This is a genomic window from Streptomyces sp. ADI96-02 (genome assembly GCF_003846185.1).
Lineage (GTDB): Bacteria > Actinomycetota > Actinomycetes > Streptomycetales > Streptomycetaceae > Streptomyces.
In genome coordinates this window covers 103466-119861 of the sequence record NZ_ML123034.1, presented here as the reverse complement: position 1 = coordinate 119861, position 16396 = coordinate 103466, and the positions used below count along the sequence as shown (strand labels likewise).

Here is a 16396-nt window from a genome sequence, read left to right as displayed (position 1 = left end):
AGGATTTCCATGACCCCGACCGACACGGCCACCCACTCCCCGGCCCGGCAGACACTCACCGCCGAGGAACGCCACGGCACCGAACTCGCCTTTCTCGCCGCCCACGACGACGGGCCCCGGCCGCCGGGCTGGCGTCTCACGCCGCGCTCCGTCGTCACCTTCGTCTGCGGCAGCGGCGGCGAGACGCTGAAGCCGCTCCGGCCCCAGGAGAACCTGCCGGACCGGCTGGTGATCGCCCCCAAGTTCGTCGGCGAACGCGCCCTGGTGGAACGGTGTGTGGTCACCCTCGCGGGCGAGCGCGGGCTCCTTCTCGTCGGAGAGCCCGGCACCGCCAAGTCGATGCTCTCCGAACTGCTCTCGGCCGCCGTCTGCGGCACCAGCGCGCTCACGGTCCAGGGCACCGCCGGCACCACCGAGGACGCCTTCCGCTACGGCTGGAACTACGCGCTCCTGCTCGCCCAGGGACCGACCCCGCAGGCGCTGGTCGACTCGCCGGTGCTCGGCGCCATGCGCTCGGGGCGGGTCGCACGGATCGAGGAGATCACCCGCTGCCTTCCCGAGGTGCAGGACGCCCTGGTCTCGATCCTGTCCGACCGCCGTGTCAGCGTGCCCGAGCTGTCCGGCACACCGCACGCCCAGGTGGCCGCCGCCCCCGGCTTCACCGTCGTCGCCACCGCCAACCTGCGCGACCGGGGGGTCTCGGAGATGTCGGCCGCCCTCAAGCGCCGCTTCAACTTCGAGACGGTGCACCCCATCGCCGACGCCGACGCCGAGACCACCCTGGTCCGACGGCAGGCCACCGCCGCCGTCGAGCGGACCGGCGCGGCCTTCGGCGTCGACGAGGCGGTGCTCGACGTCCTGGTCACCGTCTTCCGCGACCTGCGCCAGGGCCGCTCGGCGGAGGGCTGGGACGTGGAGCGCCCGGGCACGGTGATGTCGACCGCCGAGGCCGTGCAGGTCGTCGCCTCCATCGGGGTGGCCGCGGCCTACCTTCCCGGCGGGGACGTCCTGGATCTCGTGCCCGGCCATCTGCTCGGTGTCGTCCGCAAGGACGACCCGGCCGACCACGCCCGTCTCCTCGGCTACTGGGACGGCCCGGTGCGCCGCCGCGCCGAGGACGGCTCCGCCCTCTGGCGCCGCCTCTGGGACCTGCGGGAGAACCTCCGGTGACGGCCGTTCAGGAACCCCGCGCGGTTCTCACCTCGCTCGCCGAGTCCACGGAGCCGTACCTGCTGGGCGTACGGCACCACAGCCCCGCCCTGGCGGCAGCCGTCCCCGCGCTGCTCGACGCCTCCGGCGCCCGGGCCGTGTGCGTGGAACTGCCCGCCGACTTCCAGTCCTGGCTGCCGCACCTGGCCCACCCGGACACCCTCGCGCCCGTCGCCCTGGCGGGAACGCGGGCGGGTGGGGGCCTGGGCTTCTACCCGTTCGCCGACTTCTCGCCCGAGCTGGCGGCAGTGCGCTGGGCCCGGGAGCGCGGCGTGGAGGTCCTGTGCTGCGATCTGCCGATGTCCGATCCGGCGTGGAGCACCGACGGGCCCACCCCGGCCGGGGACACCCGCACCGTTGTCGCGGACGCGCCGCGGGCGCCCTCCACCACGTTCGCCGGCGCGCTCTCCGCCGCCGGCACCGGCCGTGCGGGGGACGACCTCTGGGACCGGTGCGTGGAAGTGCTGGCGCCCGGCTGCACTCCCGAAGCGGTTCGCCGGGCCGCTCTCGGCGTGGGATGGGCACTGCGCCGCGACGCGGAGTCGGCCGGCGGCGTGCCCGCCGTGGACCTGGCCCGCGAGCGGCACATGCGGCAGACCATCGCGCGTGCGGGAGCGGGCGGGCGCAGGGTGGCCGCCGTCGTGGGCGCCTTCCACGCCCCGGCGCTGGCCGCCGGCGGGGACGAGCCCGGCGGGGAGCGGCCCGGCGGGGACGAGCCCGGCGCGGGCGGGCGCCCGCGCCCGGCGGACGCCGTTCCGGCGGCCGAGCGGGATGCGCTGACCGGCGACCGCCCGCCCGTCGTCACCTCGCTCGTCCCGTACGCCTTCGATCTGCTGGACTCGCGCTCCGGCTACCCGGCCGGCATCCGCGATCCACGCTGGCAGCAGGCCGTGTTCGCGTCCGGTGGCGACCCGGAGCTCCTGCACGCCGCCGCGGCCCGGGCGATCACCGACGTCTGCCGGGAGCTGCGTGCCGCAGGGCACACCGCCGGTACGGGCGAGGCGGGGGAGACGCTGCGGATGGCGTGCGACCTGGCGCGGCTGCGCGGACTCGCGGCCCCCGGACGCGGCGAAGTCCTGGAGGCGCTGACGACGGTGATGGGCCAGGGCGAACCGCTCGGCCGGGGCCGGGCCCTCGCCCGTTCGCTCGAAGTGGTGTTCGTCGGCACCGCTCGCGGGCGCACCGCGCCGGGCACACCGCGGTCGGGACTCGGGCCGTCCGCGGAGGCCGAACTCGCCGCGCTGCGCCTGCCCGGCCCCGACGACCCGGCGGCGCGGGAGGTCCGCCTCGACCCCCTCCGCTCCGAACTGGACGGCCGGCGCGAGATCCTGCTCCAACGGCTCGCCGTGTGCGGCGCGGGTTACGGCGAGTCCGTCGCGGTGGCGGGTACAGGTGACGGGACGGCCCTCACCACCCGGTGGCGATTGTCGTGGACGCCGGCCGTCCCCGTCCGGCTCGACCTGGCCGGGATACGCGGAGTCACCGCCGCGCTGGCAGCCGAGGGCACGCTGCGCGAGACGTTCCGCCGGGAGTCGGCGGACGGAGGACCCACCTGTGAACTCGTCCTCTCCGGGCTGCGCGCCGCCGCCCGCTGCGACCTCACCGCGCTGGTGACCGAGCGGCTGGCCGACGCCTCCGCCGTGCTCCCGGCAGCCGCAACCCTCCCCGAACTCCTGGAGGCACTGGACCTGCTGGAGGCACTGGGCCGCGGCCATCTGCCCGGTGCCGAGCCGGACAGCAGGCGACAGGCCGCGGAGCTGGCCGTCGCCCTGCTCGACGCGGCGGTCCGCGCCCTGCCCGGTCTGGCGGGCAGCGACCGGCCGGAGGACGCCGTCGCGCTGGTCGAGCTGTCCACGCGGGCCGGTGAACACCGGCTCGGACTGCGCATGGAGGACGCCCTCGGCGCGCTCGCCCGCACCGGATCGCCGCTCGTCCAGGGAGCCGCCCTGGCCGCCCGGGTCCTCCTGGACCTGGACCACCCCGACACCCTGGGAGCACGGGCAGCGGGCTGGATCGACACCGCCACCGGCCCCGAACGCCGCCACGACCTGGCGCGGCGGCTCACCGGTCTGCTCAGCGGCGCGGCCCCGCTGCTGCAGTCCGCGCCCGCCGCGCTCGACCCCCTGCTCGACCGGATCGACACGCTCACCGACCGCGGATTCCTCGACCGGCTGCCCGCGCTGCGCGGCGGCTTCGACACCCTCAGCCCGGCCGGCCGCGACCGCCTGCTGACGACCGTGACCGAACGTCTCGGCGACCGGCCCGACCTCTCGCTCACCGCCTCGCCCGCCCTGCTCGCCCTGTGGGCGTCGGCGGACCTGGCGGGGCTGCGGGCCGTGGAGGCCCTACTGCCGGGCGGGGCGGACGCCCTGGCGATAGCGACCGCAGGGGCGCGGGCAGGGGAGTTGGACGCCGGTACGGGGACCGCCGCGCCCGGCGAAGACCTCGCCGGACGCGGGCCCGGCGCGCCCGGCCCCGGAAGGCGTTCGACAGCTTCCGTACCGAAGGCTTCCGCTCCCGGCGAACAGGACGGCGCGCGACGGTCGACGGACGGGGCACCGGCCGGAGCCGCAGCGGTTCCCGGCAATCCGACCACGCCGCGGCCCACCGCAGTCCGCCTCGATCCCGCCGACCGCTGGCGTCTCCTCCTGGGGCGGGAGAGCGACCGACTCTCCGCCGGAGCATGCCGCTACGCCCAGGCCCTGGACGAGTTGTACGGCTCCGGACGCGGCGAGGGCTCCTCAGAGCTCGACGACGGCCGGGGACAGGGCGGCGGGCGGGGGGCGTCCTTCCCCACGGCCCGCGAGTGGTCGGAGGAACTGGAAGCGCTGTTCGGGGCCGAGGTCCGCGAGGAGGTGCTGTCCCGCGCCGCCGACCAGGGACGCACCGACGTCCTGGCGGAGCTGGACCCCGCTGCCGTGCGGCCCTCCGTGGAGTTGCTGACGTCCGTCCTCTCCCTCGCCGGAGGGATGCCCGAGCGCCAACTGGCCAAGCTGCGCCCTCTGGTACGCCGACTGGTCGACGAGCTGGCCCGCGAGCTCGCCACCCGCCTGCGCCCGGCCCTGACGGGCCTGGACACGCCGCGCCCCACCCGCCGCCCCGGCGGCCGGCTCGACCTGCCCCGCACCCTGCGCGCCAATCTGGAGCACACCCGGCGCCTGGACGACGGCCGGACCGTGGTCGTCCCCGAACGGCCGGTGTTCAGCACCCGGTCGCGCAAGGAGGCGGACTGGCGGCTCATCCTCGTGGTCGACGTGTCCGGATCGATGGAGGCGTCCGTCGTCTGGTCCGCGCTGACCGCCGCCGTCCTCGGCGGCGTGCCCACCCTGTCCACCCACTTCCTGGCCTTCTCGACCGACGTGATCGATCTCTCCGACCGGGTGGACGACCCGCTGTCGCTGCTTCTGGAGGTACGGGTCGGCGGAGGCACCCACATCGCGGCCGGCCTGGCGCACGCCCGCTCCCTGGTGACCGTGCCCAGCCGGACGATCGTGGTGGTCGTGAGCGACTTCGAGGAGGGCTGCCCGCTCGGCGGAATGCTCGGCGAGGTGCGGGCCCTGGTGAGTTCGGGAGTGCATCTGATGGGCTGCGCCGCACTGGACGACACCGGAACGCCCCGCTACTCGGTGCCGATCGCCCAGCAGCTCGTATCGGCCGGAATGCCCGTGGCCGCCCTCAGCCCCCTCGCCCTCGCCCGCTGGGTGGGCGACCGCCTCCGTGGAGAGAACCGATGAGCGCCGAACTGCCCCCGGTGGCACCCGACGTGGTCGCCGGGGCCGTCGAGAGCCTGACCACCAGGCTGCGCAAGAAGCTGGACGCCGCGATCGCCTCGCACGCGGCCCTGCCGGTCACGGCCGACGGCCCCGTCCTGCGCGTCCGGTGCGGCGAGGACGCCGAGGTGACCCTCGCACCCGGTCCCTCGGGCACGGTCACCGAGGCCGGGCAGGCCGTGTGCGGCTGCCTGCTGGCCCCGCGCTGCCTGCACCGCACAGCCGTGCTGGGCGCCTGCCCGGTGGCCGACGCCGAGCCCAAGGCCGAGGAGCCGGACCTCCACCGCACCGGCGACGGTCCGCCGTCCGGCACCGGCGACGGTCCGCCGTCCGGCACCGGCGCGCGCTCCGGCCCGCCGGGCGTCCCCGCGGCGGAAGGACCTTCGGCGGCCTCCAGTGATCAGGCGGAGACGCCCGCCGTTCCCCTACCCGCCCAGGTGGCCGCGGCAGCGGCGCTCTGGTCGGCCACCGCGGCCGTGCTCGCCGCCGGAGTGCCCGCCGCGGGTGCGGTGCCGCAGGCGGAACTGCTGCGCGCCGCGCACTCGGCGCGACTGGCCGGCCTGCACCGGGCCGAAGCCACCGCCCTGCGGGTCGTGCGCGGCCTGCGCGGCGCGCGGACCCGCGACGGCGGCCACCGGCTCGCCGACCTGGTGGCCGACGTGCGCGAACTCCTGCTCACCACCTGCCTCCTGTCCGCCGGTGACCCGGACCCGGCTCTCGTCGGCACAGCCCGGCGGACCTACCGGCCGGGCGGCAGCCTGCGGGTGCACGGGGTGTGCCGGGAGCCGGTGGTGACCGCGACCGGATACGGCGGTGTCGTGACGCACGTCGTCGCGGACGACGGCCGCTGGTTCTCCGTCGCCGACGTGAAGCCCGGAGGTGTGGCCCGCGCGCGCGGAGCCGCCACGGCGACCGTCGCCCTCGGCGCGGGCAGCCTGAGCCACGCCCAGCTCTCCCGGGGCGGCATGCTCGTCTCCGGGGCGACGCTCTCCCCGGACGGCCGGCTCGGTTCCGGCCGGGGCGTACGAGCCACCCCGGCACCGGGGCTGGCCTGGACGGACGGCCCGCTGGCAGCCCTGTTCGCCCGGCCGCCGGCCGAAGCCGTCGAGGAGCGGCTGAGCGGCGCCCCGGAGCGGGATCCGCAGGAGGCGGACCGGAGGGCCCGCCGACCGGTCGGCTGCGACCTGGTCCTCGTCGGAGTGTCGGGGGAGCACGTGCTCGCTCGCGCGTCGATCCCCGGACGCGGCGACACGGAGGGTCCGCTGATGCGGCTGGCCCCGGCGAGCACGCATCCCGACCTCGCCCATGCGGCCAACTTCCGTCAGCTCGCCCGACGTCCGGGCCTGCGGCTGCGCGTGATCGGCCGGCTCGACCCCGACCGGGCGGCCACTCTGGTGCCCCTCGCCGTCGGCCCGGCACCGGACGGTGAGGCCACCCTGCGCCTCCCGCCCGAGTGGCAGGGCCGTGCCGACCTGGGCTACGACCGCCTCCAAGGCGCACACTTCCCGCCCCCGGACGAACTCCCGCCGGTTTCGGGCCCCGAGGACGTGCGCACCGATCCGCTCGCCGAGGCGCCGCTGTGGCGGCTGCGACGCCTGGTCGAGGTCGCGGTCTCCGGAGGCCGCAGGGCCGTCGCCGAGCCCGCGCGCGACGGTGACCGGCACGGCGTCGGGGCAGCCCTGCGACGTGGCGGATTCCGTACGGCGGCCGACCTGGCGACCGGCCTCACGGCGGAGGCGGACCGACGTGACCGGGACGTGTTCGGCCGTGTCGGCGAGGCGGATCCGGACCGCTACGCCCGCGCCTGGCTGGCCACGGCCGTGTACCTGAGCAGCACGGAACGTGCGCTGGTCAGGGCCACCTGGCAGACGGACGGAGCCGACGCCTGAAGCAGACGGAGGGCGCCGACGCCTGACACGGGGAGGCCGCAGGTTCCGGGGCGTGGCGGATGCCCCGCCGGCTCCGGGGACCGGCGACGGAAACGCCGCGGTTCCGGGGCGGCACGGGGACTTCGCCCGCTCCGGGACCGGCGAGGGGACGTCGTGGGCTCCAGGGCGACGAACCGTCAGTTCCCGGTGCCGGTCGGCCCGTTCCCGACTCCCGGCCCGGCCGCCTTCCTCACCTCTTCCCTCGCCCCTTCCAGGAGTCCACGGCACGAGGGAACCGGGAAGGGCGGGTCGCGCGCCACCGCGCGCTCCGCATGAGCGATTGATCACGGCGGCTCCCGGAGCGGCCGTCCTTGTGGCTATGTTCGTCGCCAGCACCTAGCGGCTTCCGCCCGAGCAGTGACCGCGGATGCCGTCCCCGCGTTCCCGCACCACGTCATGTCGCCGCTCACGCGGCTGATCTCCCCCACTGAAGGCTCCGTTCCCCCTCTGCGCACCCGCACAGATGGGAGCGCTCCCACATAAAGGATCATCCATGCGCGCACTCGTACGAAGAAGCCGGTGGATCGCCCCGCTGGCCCTTCCGGCCGTCCTGCTCACCGCTCTCCCCGGCTCCGCCTCCGGCGCGGAGACCGGCTTCTACCTGGCGCCCGGCTCCCAGGCGAGCGACTGGGTCAACTCCAACACGGCGGACCCCCGTGCCGCCGGCATCAAGGCGAACATCGCGGACGTGCCCCGGGCCACCTGGTTCGCCGCGTACGACCCGAAGACCATCAGGTCCCAGGTGAAGGGCGTCACCGACGGCGCGGCCAAGGCGGGCACGACAGCCGCCGTGGTCGCGTACATGATCCCCAACCGCGACTGCGGCAGTCACTCCGCGGGCGGCGCTCCCCACTACGCCGCCTACGAGGCGTGGGTCCAGGAGTTCGCCCAGGGGCTCGGCAGCCGTGAGGTCGTCGTCCTGCTGGAACCGGACGCGATCGCCCAGGGCGAGGACAAGGAGGCGGCGACGGAAGACAACGCGTGCAAGTCCACCGGGCTGAGCCTCGCGCAGCGACTGGCGGCGATCAAGAAGGCCGGCGAGACCATCAAGAGGATCGCCCCCGCGGCGAAGGTGTACTACGACGCCGGACACAGCGGCTGGAAGGTCGAGGCCCAGAACCTCAAGGCCGCCGGTGTCGCCCAGGGCGACGGCATCGTCACCAACGTCTCCAACTTCCGCACGACGGCCGACGAGGTCGCCTACGGCAAGGAACTGCTCGCCGCGATCGGCGTGCCCTCCCTCGGCCAGATCGTCGACACCAGCCGCAACGGCAACGGCCCCTACGCCTCCAACGACCCGCAGGCGACCTGGTGCAACCCGCCCGGGCGCGGCCTCGGCGCCCGCTCGACCCGTAACACCGGCGACCCGCGCGTCCACGCCTTCCTCTGGGTGAAGGCGCCCGGCGAGTCCGACGGAGGTTGCCGGGGCTTCGGCGGAGCCGGCACCTTCGAGCCGGGGCTCGCCGACGAGCTCGTCCGCAACAGCCCGAACTCCCCCGGCACGGGCACGCCTCCCGAGCCGCCCAAGCCCGACCCGGGCACCCAGTCCTGCAAGGCCGTGTACAAGCCGGGCTCGTCGTGGTCGGGCGGCCACACCGCCGAGATCGCCGTCGAGAACAACGGCAAGGCGCTGAGCGGCTGGAACCTGTCGTGGACGTTCCCGGGCGACCAGAAGATCACCCAGAGCTGGAACATGACCGCCGCCCAGAGCGGACGCACGGTCACCGCCACCCCCGTCGCCCACAACACCCAGATCGCCGCCGGCCAGGCGCTGACCGTCGGATTCGTCGCCGACGGCGCCTCGGGCAAGCCCGTTGACGTGAAGCTCAACGGTTCCGCCTGCTCGGTCTCCTGACCCTGCCGCCCCGGCATCATGACAGCCCGTGACGGCGCGTTTCGTGCGCGCCGTCACGGGCCGTTCCCGTCCGGGGCCGCCGTACGGCGAGGCCGCCGCCCGCCCCTCGGCGGCGACCTCCCCGAACGGCCGCGTGCGCGACCCTGCACACTGGCCTTCCGCGCCCAGGGAGAAACACACGCGAACAAGGAGCACCATGGACAGCCTCGCCACGGCCGCCGGCTCAGCCGTCGCCCCGCTGCTGGAGGACTTCTCCCTGGAGATGACCGGCAAGGACATCAGCGGCCTCGACGGGGCCCGCGCCTGCATTCCGCCCGGGACGCGGATCAACATCACCTTCCTCGGCAACGAGGATCCGGGCACGCGACTGGCGGCGGCCCGCGCCGTCCGGCGGTCGGGGTGCGTCCCGGTCCCGCACATATCGGCCCGCCGTCTGCGTTCGCGGTCGGAGCTGGACGCCTTCCTCGCCGCCCTGCGCTCCGACGGCACGGCGGACAACGTCTTCGTGGTCGGCGGCGACCCCGCCACCCCGCACGGCCCCTACGACGACTCCCTCGCGCTCATCCGGTCCGGCGCACTGCGGGCCCACGGGGTACGGCACGTCGGGATCAGCGGATATCCCGAGGGCCATCCGGCGATCGCCCATCCGGTGCTCTGGTCGGCGATGGAGGACAAGACCGCGGCGCTGGCCGGGGACGATCTGTCCGGCGACATCATCACGCAGTTCGGCTTCGACGCCGACCCGGTCCTCGCCTGGGTCGAGGAGGTACGCGGCCGGGGCATCGACGCGCCGGTGCGCATCGGCGTCCCCGGCCCCGCCGGGATCAGGAGGCTGCTGACGTACGCCGCCCGCTTCGGCGTCGGAACCAGCGCGTCCATCGCGAGGAAGTACGGGTTCTCGATCACCAACCTGATGGGCACGGCCGGCCCCGACCGCTTCATCCGCGCCCTGGCCGGCGGCTACGACCCGACCCGCCACGGCGTACTCAAGCTGCACTTCTACACCTTCGGCGGGATCGAGAACACATCGCGATGGATCGCCGACTTCCGGGCCGCGGAAGGAGTTCCGTCCACGGAGGGCACCGGGGGCCTCCACCGCTCCCTTCCGTAGGATGAGCCGGATGCAGACGACAGCGGCCGGCGCCGCCCGCGTGGACCGGGAGATCGAGACGCTCGCGGAGTTCGACGAGGTCGTGGCCGTGCGCGGCAGCCTCGCCGGTTTCCGCATCCAGGCGGTGGACCTGAGCGGCCGTACCTCCGCGCTGCTCGCCTGCGGCGCGGAGGACGCCGTGTTCCTGGGCTGCGCGCTGTCCGCCGAGGCGGAGTCCAAGGTGCGAGCCGAGGGCGCGCTGGTCTTCCCGCCCGTGCCCGGCCTGCCCTTCGACCCGTACCGGGGCGGCCTGTACACGGCTGAGGAACTGTTCACCGGCCTGGTGAAGGGGTACGAGGCCACCCCGGACGCGTTGACGTACGCGTGGTGCCGCCGCACGGCCGCCGACGGTGACGTCTACGCGTCCATGCTCCGCTCCATCCACGACGACGCGGTCTCCGACGCCCTCGACGAAAGGCTCGCGACCGACCGCGCCGTGGGAGTGATGGGCGGGCACGCCCTCGCCCGCGGCAGCGACGCCTACGCGGGCGCGGCCCGGCTCGGCCGCTCGCTGGCCCGCGCGGGCCTCACCGTCATGACCGGCGGCGGGCCGGGCGCTATGGAGGCCGCGAACCTCGGCGCGTACGCCGCGCCCTTCGACGACGCCATGCTGGACGCGGCGCTCGAACTCCTCGGCCGCGCGCCGTCTTTCACGCCCTCGGTCGGCGCGTGGGCGCGGGCGGCGTTCGACGTCCGCGAACGCTGGCCGGACGGCGGCGACTCGATCGGCGTACCCACCTGGTTCTACGGCCACGAGCCGCCGAACGCCTTCGCCGGGCACATAGCGAAGTACTTCGCCAACGCGATCCGGGAGGACGGCCTGCTGGCCCGTTCCACCTCGGGCGTCGTCTTCCTGCCGGGCGCCGCGGGCACCTTGCAGGAGATCTTCGACAACGCGACGCCCAACTACTACTCCTCGCGCGGCGAGCCCACCCCGATGGTTCTGGTCGACCGGGTCCACTGGACGCGGACGCTTCCCGCCTGGCCGCTGCTGCAAGCCCTCGCGGCGGACCGCCCGATGGCAGCCCGCATCGCTCTCGTCGACACGGTGGAGGAGGCTCCGGCCGCGCTGGCGGAGCTGGCGCGCCGGCCGACCGCCGAGGGTGCCCGTGCGACCCCGTAGACACCCGGGGACCCACCGCACGCACCTCTGGACACATCGGCGAGCCGCCCTGAAGGCCCACGCCCGGCCGGACCTCAGAGTTCGTCGGCGAACACGGCGGCCAGCTCCCGCCATTCGGCACGCGGCAGCGCCGTGCCGCGTTCCTGGCCGGTGAGCACCTGGAGCGCGACGTGGTCGGCGCCCGCGTCGAAGTACTCCTGGGCCCGGCCCTTCACGTGCTCCACGTCGCCCAGCGCGAACAGGGCGTCGAGCAGGCGGACGCTGCCGCCGCCCTCGAAGTCGCTCTCCGTGAAACCCAGGCGCACCAGGTTGTCCGTGTAGTTGGGCAGCCGGAGGTACATCGCGAGCATGTCGCGCGCGATGGTGCGCGCCCGGTCGAGGTCGGTGCCGAGCACGACCGACAGCTCCGGCGCGAGCAGCGCGTCCGGGCCGAGCGCCTCGCGGGCCTCGGCCGTGTGCTCGGTGGTGACGAGATAGGGGTGGGCCCCCAGGGCGCGGTCGGCCGAGAGCCGGAGCATCTTCGGGCCGAGCGCGGCCAGCACCCGACGTCCCCGGTGCACGGGCGGGTTCGCGCCGTCGAGCGCGTCGAGGTAGGCCACCATCGTGCTGTACGGCTTCGCGTAGCGCGGCACCATCGGACCGTGGCTGACGCCCAGTCCGAGGACGAAGCGGCCCGGGGCCTCCGCCTCGATGGCCGCGGTCCGCTTCGCCGCGTCCTCGGCCGTGTGGTCCCAGATGCTCAGGATGCCGGTGGCCACCGTGACCGTGCGGGTGGCGGCGAGGACGGCGGCGGCGTCGTCGGGCGACGGGCTCCCGCCGATCCAGAGCGTGCCGTAGCCCAGCTCGTCCAACTCGGCCACAGCGTCCTCGATCGCTTTCCTGCCCGCCCTGTTCGCACGCGACCCGTGCAGAGCGCCGCTCCAGATGCCGATCCGGCCGAACGTTTCGCGCTTCTCAGAAGTCATGGTGTGATCAACAGCCGCCCCTACCCGCTATTCCCGCCGCGAGAGCTTTCATCCGTACGGCGGCAGGCGGCAGGGGGCAGAGGGCAGGCGCGGCGCGCGGAGGGCGGCACCACGGCGTCCGCCGCCGGAATCTCTATCGGATGAACCGACGCCCGATCCCCGTGCGCCGGAGCCGTCCGCTCCCCACGCTGCTGCTGTGCACAGGACGATGAGAGACCAGGACCGGCGGCGTGCGGCCCGCGTCCGCGTGGGGAGGCCGCGAGGTCCGCACGACGCACCCCCCGACGCGGCGGAGGCCGCCACGGGGCCGGATCGGCCGCTCCGCCCGGCCCGGCCGGTCGAACGTGCCCGGTACTGGTTCGACAACACACTGGCGCGAGGAATCGCCGCGCTCATCGGGTGGCTCGCCGTCGCCTGCCTGGCCGTCGTCGTCCCGGTGAGCGCGCTCCTCGTGTGGACGGACGACCAGGCCCCCGACACGCTGTGGGAGAAGGCCGAGGCGGTATGGCGGAACGTCGGGCAGACCCTCCGGCTGGGCGGAGAGGTCGGCTCGCCGCTGCGCGTCGCCCTGTCGGTGCTCCTGGCGCTGGTCGCGCTCTTCTACGTCTCCACCATCGTCAGCCTCATCACCACGGCCATCACCGAAGAGATCATCGCCCTGCGCCGCGGCCACTCCACCGTCCTGGAGGACGGGCACACGGTCGTCCTCGGCTGGGCCGACCAGACCTTCACCGTCGTGGCCGAACTCGTGGCGGCCAACGCCAACCAGCCCAAGGCCGCCGTGGCGGTCCTGGCGGACCTGGACAAGACCGAGATGGAGGAGGAACTGCGCGCCGAGGTGGGCGACGCCGGCCGCACCCGGATCGTCTGCCGCAACGGCCGGACCACCGACCCGGCCGCGCTCGCCCGCGTCAGCCCGGCCACGGCGGACGTCGTGCTCGTACTGCCCCCGGACCGCCCCGAGGAGGACGCCGGGATCGTCAAGAACCTGCTGGCCCTGCGGACCGCCGTCGGGGACGGCAGCCGGGTGCGGATCGTGGCCGCCGTGCGCGACGCCCGCTACCGGCTCGCCGCCGCGCTGGCGGCAGGCCCTCACGCCGTCGTCCTGGAGGTCGACGACGTGACGGCCCGGCTGGTGGCCCAGTGCGCCCGGCAGCCGGGGCTCTCCCTGGTCTACGAGGAACTGCTCTCCTTCGCGGGCGACGAGTTCTACGTCCTCGACGCACCCCGTCGCGCCGACATCGCGTTCGGCGAACTCCTCCGCACCTGCGCGACGTCCACCGTCGTCGGAGTCGTACGGGCGGACGGGACCCCGCACCTGAACCCGCCGGCCGCGTCGCTCGTCCGCCCGGCGGACCGCCTCATCGTCATCGCGCGGGACGACGACACCACGGTGTTCACCGAGGGCCCCGCGCCCTTCGACGAGTCGGCGATGGTGACCGGCCCTGCGGCGGCGGCGCCACCCGAGCGCCTGCTCCTGCTGGGGTGGAACCGCCGCGCACGGCACATCGTCCGTCATCTGGCCGGCCACGTGGCACCCGGCTCGCTGCTCCACGTGGTGGCCGAGGGCGGTGCGTGCCTGGCGGCGGAGGTGCGGGCCGCCGGTGCGGCGGCGGCCTCCACCCTGTCCGTCACCTTCGGCCCCGGCGACCCGACCCTCCCCGGCACGGTGAGCGACCTGGACCTCGCGAGCCAGGACGGCGTCGTGGTCCTCGGCCCCGACCGGGAGTCCCCGGACGCCTCGCCGGACGACCGGACGCTGGTCACCCTGCTGCTCCTGCGGGACCAGGAGCGCACGGCGCGGACGGCGGTCCATGTGGTCACCGAGATGACCGACGACCGCAACAGGGTCCTGGCCCCGGTCCAGGCCGGAGCCGACTTCATCGTCAGCGGAAAGCTCATCGGACTGCTGATGGCTCAGATCTCCCAGAACTGGCGCCTGGCGGGCCTGTTCGAGGAACTGCTCGCGCCCTACGGGAACACCATCCACCTCAGGCCCGCCGCTCACTACGTCGCACCGGGGCGATGGGCGTCGTTCGCCACCGTCGTCGAATCCGCGTCGCGGCGCGGGGAGTGCGCCATCGGCTACCGCAGCCGCGACCCGGGACCGGGGGAGGACCGGGGCGTACGGGTCAATCCCGCGAAGGACGAGGTCCGCCGCTGGAACGCGGACGACGACGTGATCGTCCTGGCCACCGGCTGACGGTCCGCGCGGATCGCGCTGACCGGGCGGCCCGAACCGCCGGCCCGGGTCGGCGAGACTCCTGGGTCCGGGCCGGGTGTGACTGCCGAACAGGGCTGTAGGAAGATACGGCATATGACGGGAGACGAAGTGGGTCCGGTCCTGGAGACCGCGGGCGACGGAGTAGTGCTGATCCGGATCAACGGCAGTCTGGACGGGTGGTCGGGCTCGGCCGACCTGGTCGAGGCGCTGTCCGACGCCGCCAGGAGCGGAGGGCGGCGAACCGTGGTCGATCTGTCAGGGGTGGACTTCGCCGACTCGGCGGGCCTGCACGCCCTGCTCCAGGGGCAGCGCCGGCACGACGCGTTGGGAATGTCGCTGGTGGTGGCGGGTCCTCTCGGCGTGAGGGTGCGCCGGCTGTTCGAGGTCACGGGCACGCTCGGCGCCTTCCGCTTCGCGGACGACGTCGAAGCGGCCATCGCCGGCTGAACACCGGGACGCGACGGACCCTCGACGCGAGCTGAGCGGCGGCAGGGCGGGCCCGGTGCGCGGCCACGGCAGGGCACAGTATGAGAACGATGAACGGGGAACGGACGTGGCGGAACCTGGCCCGGGGTGCGCGGGCGAACTGGAGGAGGCTCCTACCGTCCCTCTCCCGCAGGATGCCGCCGCCGCCCGCGACGTCGTCACGCGCCTGCTGACCTCGCAGTCCGGCGGGCCGGCGGGGGAGAGGCTGACGGATGTGGCGGTGGCCGACGCACTTCTCGTGACGTCGGAGCTGGTCACCAACGCGATTCGGCACGGGGGCGGACTGACCGGGTTCGCCGCCGAGCTGACCCGGGAAGGGCTCCGGCTCGCGGTGGCCGACGCCAGCCGGGCCCGGCCGGTGAACGGTCACGCCACCCCGGCGGGATCGACCCGCATCGGCGGGTACGGCTGGCCGTTGGTGTGCCGGCTGGCCAGGACGGTGTCGGTCACCGTCCACCCCGGCGGCAAACGCATCGAGGCCGTCATCCGGTTGAGCTGAACTCGGTGGAACGCGCGACGGGTGGGGCCCGCCGAAGAGTCTTCGGCGGGCCCCACCCGTCGCACATCGCGCGGTGTCGCTGGTGGGATCAGGGGTGGCGGTGGCCGCCGTAGTAGCCACCGATCTCCTGGTGGTAGCCGGCGTCACCGGTGTGCTTGTCCTTGTCGAACTCGGGCGAGTTCTTGATCTGCTCCTTGGTGAGGTCGACGTGGACGGTGCGCTCGGCGTCGTCGACGGTGCGTACGGTCCCGGCGGGCAGCAGGACGTGCTTGCCGAAGATCCAGACACCCGTGTCGACCACGAGGTACGAGGAGCTGACGTCGTCAGAGTGCTTGTCGACCTTGCCGATGCTTCCGTCGGCGGCCTCGACCTTGTATCCGACGAGGTCGGTACCCGCGGTGTGGCCGGCGGTCGGCTGGTAGCCCCAGATGCTGTCACTCATGAAACGGCTCCCTCATGGAAATCAACTACTTCGCGGTCGTGACCGCGAAGTCGGATCGTCACCCCGGAAAACAAAGGAGGGTGACGCGCTCTCGAACAGCCGCCTGCCCGGTGGGCGGGACCTCACACATCCTCATGAGGAAAAAGGCCCCGACGGCCGGATGCGCCGCGCCGGAGGCCCTGGTTCCCAGCGCCAGGGCGGCCTCCGTCCAGGCTCTTTCCGCTGCCCCGAATTTCCCGGGCTCACGTGATTTCCCCGGTTCGGGCGCGCTCCGAGCCGTCTCCGCGATCCGGGGGGCGGCATGCGGGTGGGCCACGACGAGAGTTCGTCGTGGCCCACCCGCATGTCGGGGTTCAGCTGGGGTTTTCTACCAGCGGTACCACCGGCCCCGCTTGCCGCCGCTCGCTGTCGGACGGATGACGAAGCCGAGCAGCCACACGACGAGCACGATGACGGCGATCCACCACAGAGCCTTCAGCGCGAAACCGGCGCCGAAGAGGATCAGGGCGAGCAGAAGAACAAGAATGATGGGAACCATGATTATCAACCTCCGAGCACTCATGTGCCCCGGTGACCGGCCTTCACTCCTGCTGTTCTTATGGAATTTTTACGGCACCCCGAGACGCGATAATTTCCGTGCGGCAACTGTGCCGCCGGGTGTTCCGTCCCAGGCCGGAAGCCCAGACCGGAAGCGCTCGCGAGGCGTACTGCCGTCATGACGCCCCTCGGTCGCCGCGGTGCGCGG

At 74.1% G+C, this 16396-nt stretch carries 12 protein-coding genes; 9 read left to right on the top strand and 3 right to left on the bottom strand.

Going from position 1 to position 16396, the window contains the following annotated elements:
• The first annotated feature begins 9 nt into the window (after nt 1-9).
• The 6 genes from EES43_RS00485 (at nt 10) to EES43_RS00460 (ending at nt 11035) form a co-directional block, all read left to right on the top strand.
• Nucleotides 10-1170, top strand: a complete 1161-nt coding sequence (locus EES43_RS00485) for an ATP-binding protein (RefSeq protein ID WP_124266779.1) — start codon at nt 10-12, stop codon at nt 1168-1170.
• Nucleotides 1167-4943 (top strand): DUF5682 family protein, encoded by a 3777-nt coding sequence (locus EES43_RS00480; RefSeq protein WP_124266778.1) that lies wholly within the window; start codon nt 1167-1169, stop codon nt 4941-4943. Before EES43_RS00485 ends, EES43_RS00480 begins: the two co-directional genes overlap by 4 nt.
• Nucleotides 4940-6868, top strand: a complete 1929-nt coding sequence (locus tag EES43_RS00475) for a hypothetical protein (RefSeq protein ID WP_124266777.1) — start codon at nt 4940-4942, stop codon at nt 6866-6868. The genes EES43_RS00480 and EES43_RS00475 overlap by 4 nt, the downstream gene beginning before the upstream one ends.
• Nucleotides 6869-7400: 532 nt before the next feature.
• Entirely contained in the window at nt 7401-8762 is a 1362-nt protein-coding gene (locus EES43_RS00470; protein ID WP_164493084.1) for a glycoside hydrolase family 6 protein, read from the top strand.
• 196 nt (nt 8763-8958) lie between these two features.
• Entirely contained in the window at nt 8959-9873 is a 915-nt protein-coding gene (locus EES43_RS00465; protein ID WP_124266775.1) for a methylenetetrahydrofolate reductase, read from the top strand.
• 10 nt (nt 9874-9883) lie between these two features.
• Nucleotides 9884-11035 carry an LOG family protein gene (locus EES43_RS00460; RefSeq protein ID WP_124266774.1) on the top strand — a complete coding sequence of 384 codons (1152 nt, stop codon included), beginning with the start codon at nt 9884-9886 and terminating at the stop codon, nt 11033-11035.
• A gap of 74 nt (nt 11036-11109) precedes the next feature.
• Here the strand turns inward: EES43_RS00460 and EES43_RS00455 are convergent, their stop codons facing one another.
• The gene (locus tag EES43_RS00455) at nt 11110-12000 is read right to left on the bottom strand and encodes an LLM class F420-dependent oxidoreductase (protein WP_124266773.1); all 891 of its coding nucleotides are present in this window, start codon (nt 11998-12000) and stop codon (nt 11110-11112) included.
• A 208-nt stretch (nt 12001-12208) separates the two neighbouring features.
• Between EES43_RS00455 and EES43_RS00450 the strand changes: the two genes are divergently transcribed.
• The 3 genes from EES43_RS00450 (at nt 12209) to EES43_RS00440 (ending at nt 15209) form a co-directional block, all read left to right on the top strand.
• The gene (locus EES43_RS00450; RefSeq protein ID WP_124266772.1) at nt 12209-14203 is read left to right on the top strand and encodes a CASTOR/POLLUX-related putative ion channel; all 1995 of its coding nucleotides are present in this window, start codon (nt 12209-12211) and stop codon (nt 14201-14203) included.
• A gap of 114 nt (nt 14204-14317) precedes the next feature.
• A complete protein-coding gene (locus tag EES43_RS00445) occupies nt 14318-14671 on the top strand; it encodes an STAS domain-containing protein (protein WP_124266771.1) in 354 nt (117 codons plus the stop codon).
• A 106-nt stretch (nt 14672-14777) separates the two neighbouring features.
• The gene (locus EES43_RS00440) at nt 14778-15209 is read left to right on the top strand and encodes an ATP-binding protein (RefSeq protein WP_206429971.1); all 432 of its coding nucleotides are present in this window, start codon (nt 14778-14780) and stop codon (nt 15207-15209) included.
• 88 nt (nt 15210-15297) lie between these two features.
• Here the strand turns inward: EES43_RS00440 and EES43_RS00435 are convergent, their stop codons facing one another.
• Together EES43_RS00435 and EES43_RS00430 are read right to left on the bottom strand one after the other, a co-directional pair.
• Nucleotides 15298-15651 (bottom strand): PRC-barrel domain-containing protein, encoded by a 354-nt coding sequence (locus EES43_RS00435; protein WP_124266770.1) that lies wholly within the window; start codon nt 15649-15651, stop codon nt 15298-15300.
• A gap of 367 nt (nt 15652-16018) precedes the next feature.
• Nucleotides 16019-16189 carry a hydrophobic protein gene (locus EES43_RS00430; protein WP_124266769.1) on the bottom strand — a complete coding sequence of 57 codons (171 nt, stop codon included), beginning with the start codon at nt 16187-16189 and terminating at the stop codon, nt 16019-16021.
• Nucleotides 16190-16396: the final 207 nt, after the last annotated feature.

Coding starts and splice junctions, on each gene's coding strand:
- EES43_RS00470 (WP_164493084.1), top strand. CDS start 7,401: ATGCGCGCACTCGTACGAAGAAGCCGGTGGATCGCCCCGCTGGCCCTT.
- EES43_RS00430 (WP_124266769.1), bottom strand. CDS start 16,189: ATGGTTCCCATCATTCTTGTTCTTCTGCTCGCCCTGATCCTCTTCGGC.
- EES43_RS00485 (WP_124266779.1), top strand. CDS start 10: ATGACCCCGACCGACACGGCCACCCACTCCCCGGCCCGGCAGACACTC.
- EES43_RS00450 (WP_124266772.1), top strand. CDS start 12,209: ATGAGAGACCAGGACCGGCGGCGTGCGGCCCGCGTCCGCGTGGGGAGG.
- EES43_RS00435 (WP_124266770.1), bottom strand. CDS start 15,651: ATGAGTGACAGCATCTGGGGCTACCAGCCGACCGCCGGCCACACCGCG.
- EES43_RS00445 (WP_124266771.1), top strand. CDS start 14,318: ATGACGGGAGACGAAGTGGGTCCGGTCCTGGAGACCGCGGGCGACGGA.
- EES43_RS00460 (WP_124266774.1), top strand. CDS start 9,884: ATGCAGACGACAGCGGCCGGCGCCGCCCGCGTGGACCGGGAGATCGAG.
- EES43_RS00475 (WP_124266777.1), top strand. CDS start 4,940: ATGAGCGCCGAACTGCCCCCGGTGGCACCCGACGTGGTCGCCGGGGCC.
- EES43_RS00465 (WP_124266775.1), top strand. CDS start 8,959: ATGGACAGCCTCGCCACGGCCGCCGGCTCAGCCGTCGCCCCGCTGCTG.
- EES43_RS00455 (WP_124266773.1), bottom strand. CDS start 12,000: ATGACTTCTGAGAAGCGCGAAACGTTCGGCCGGATCGGCATCTGGAGC.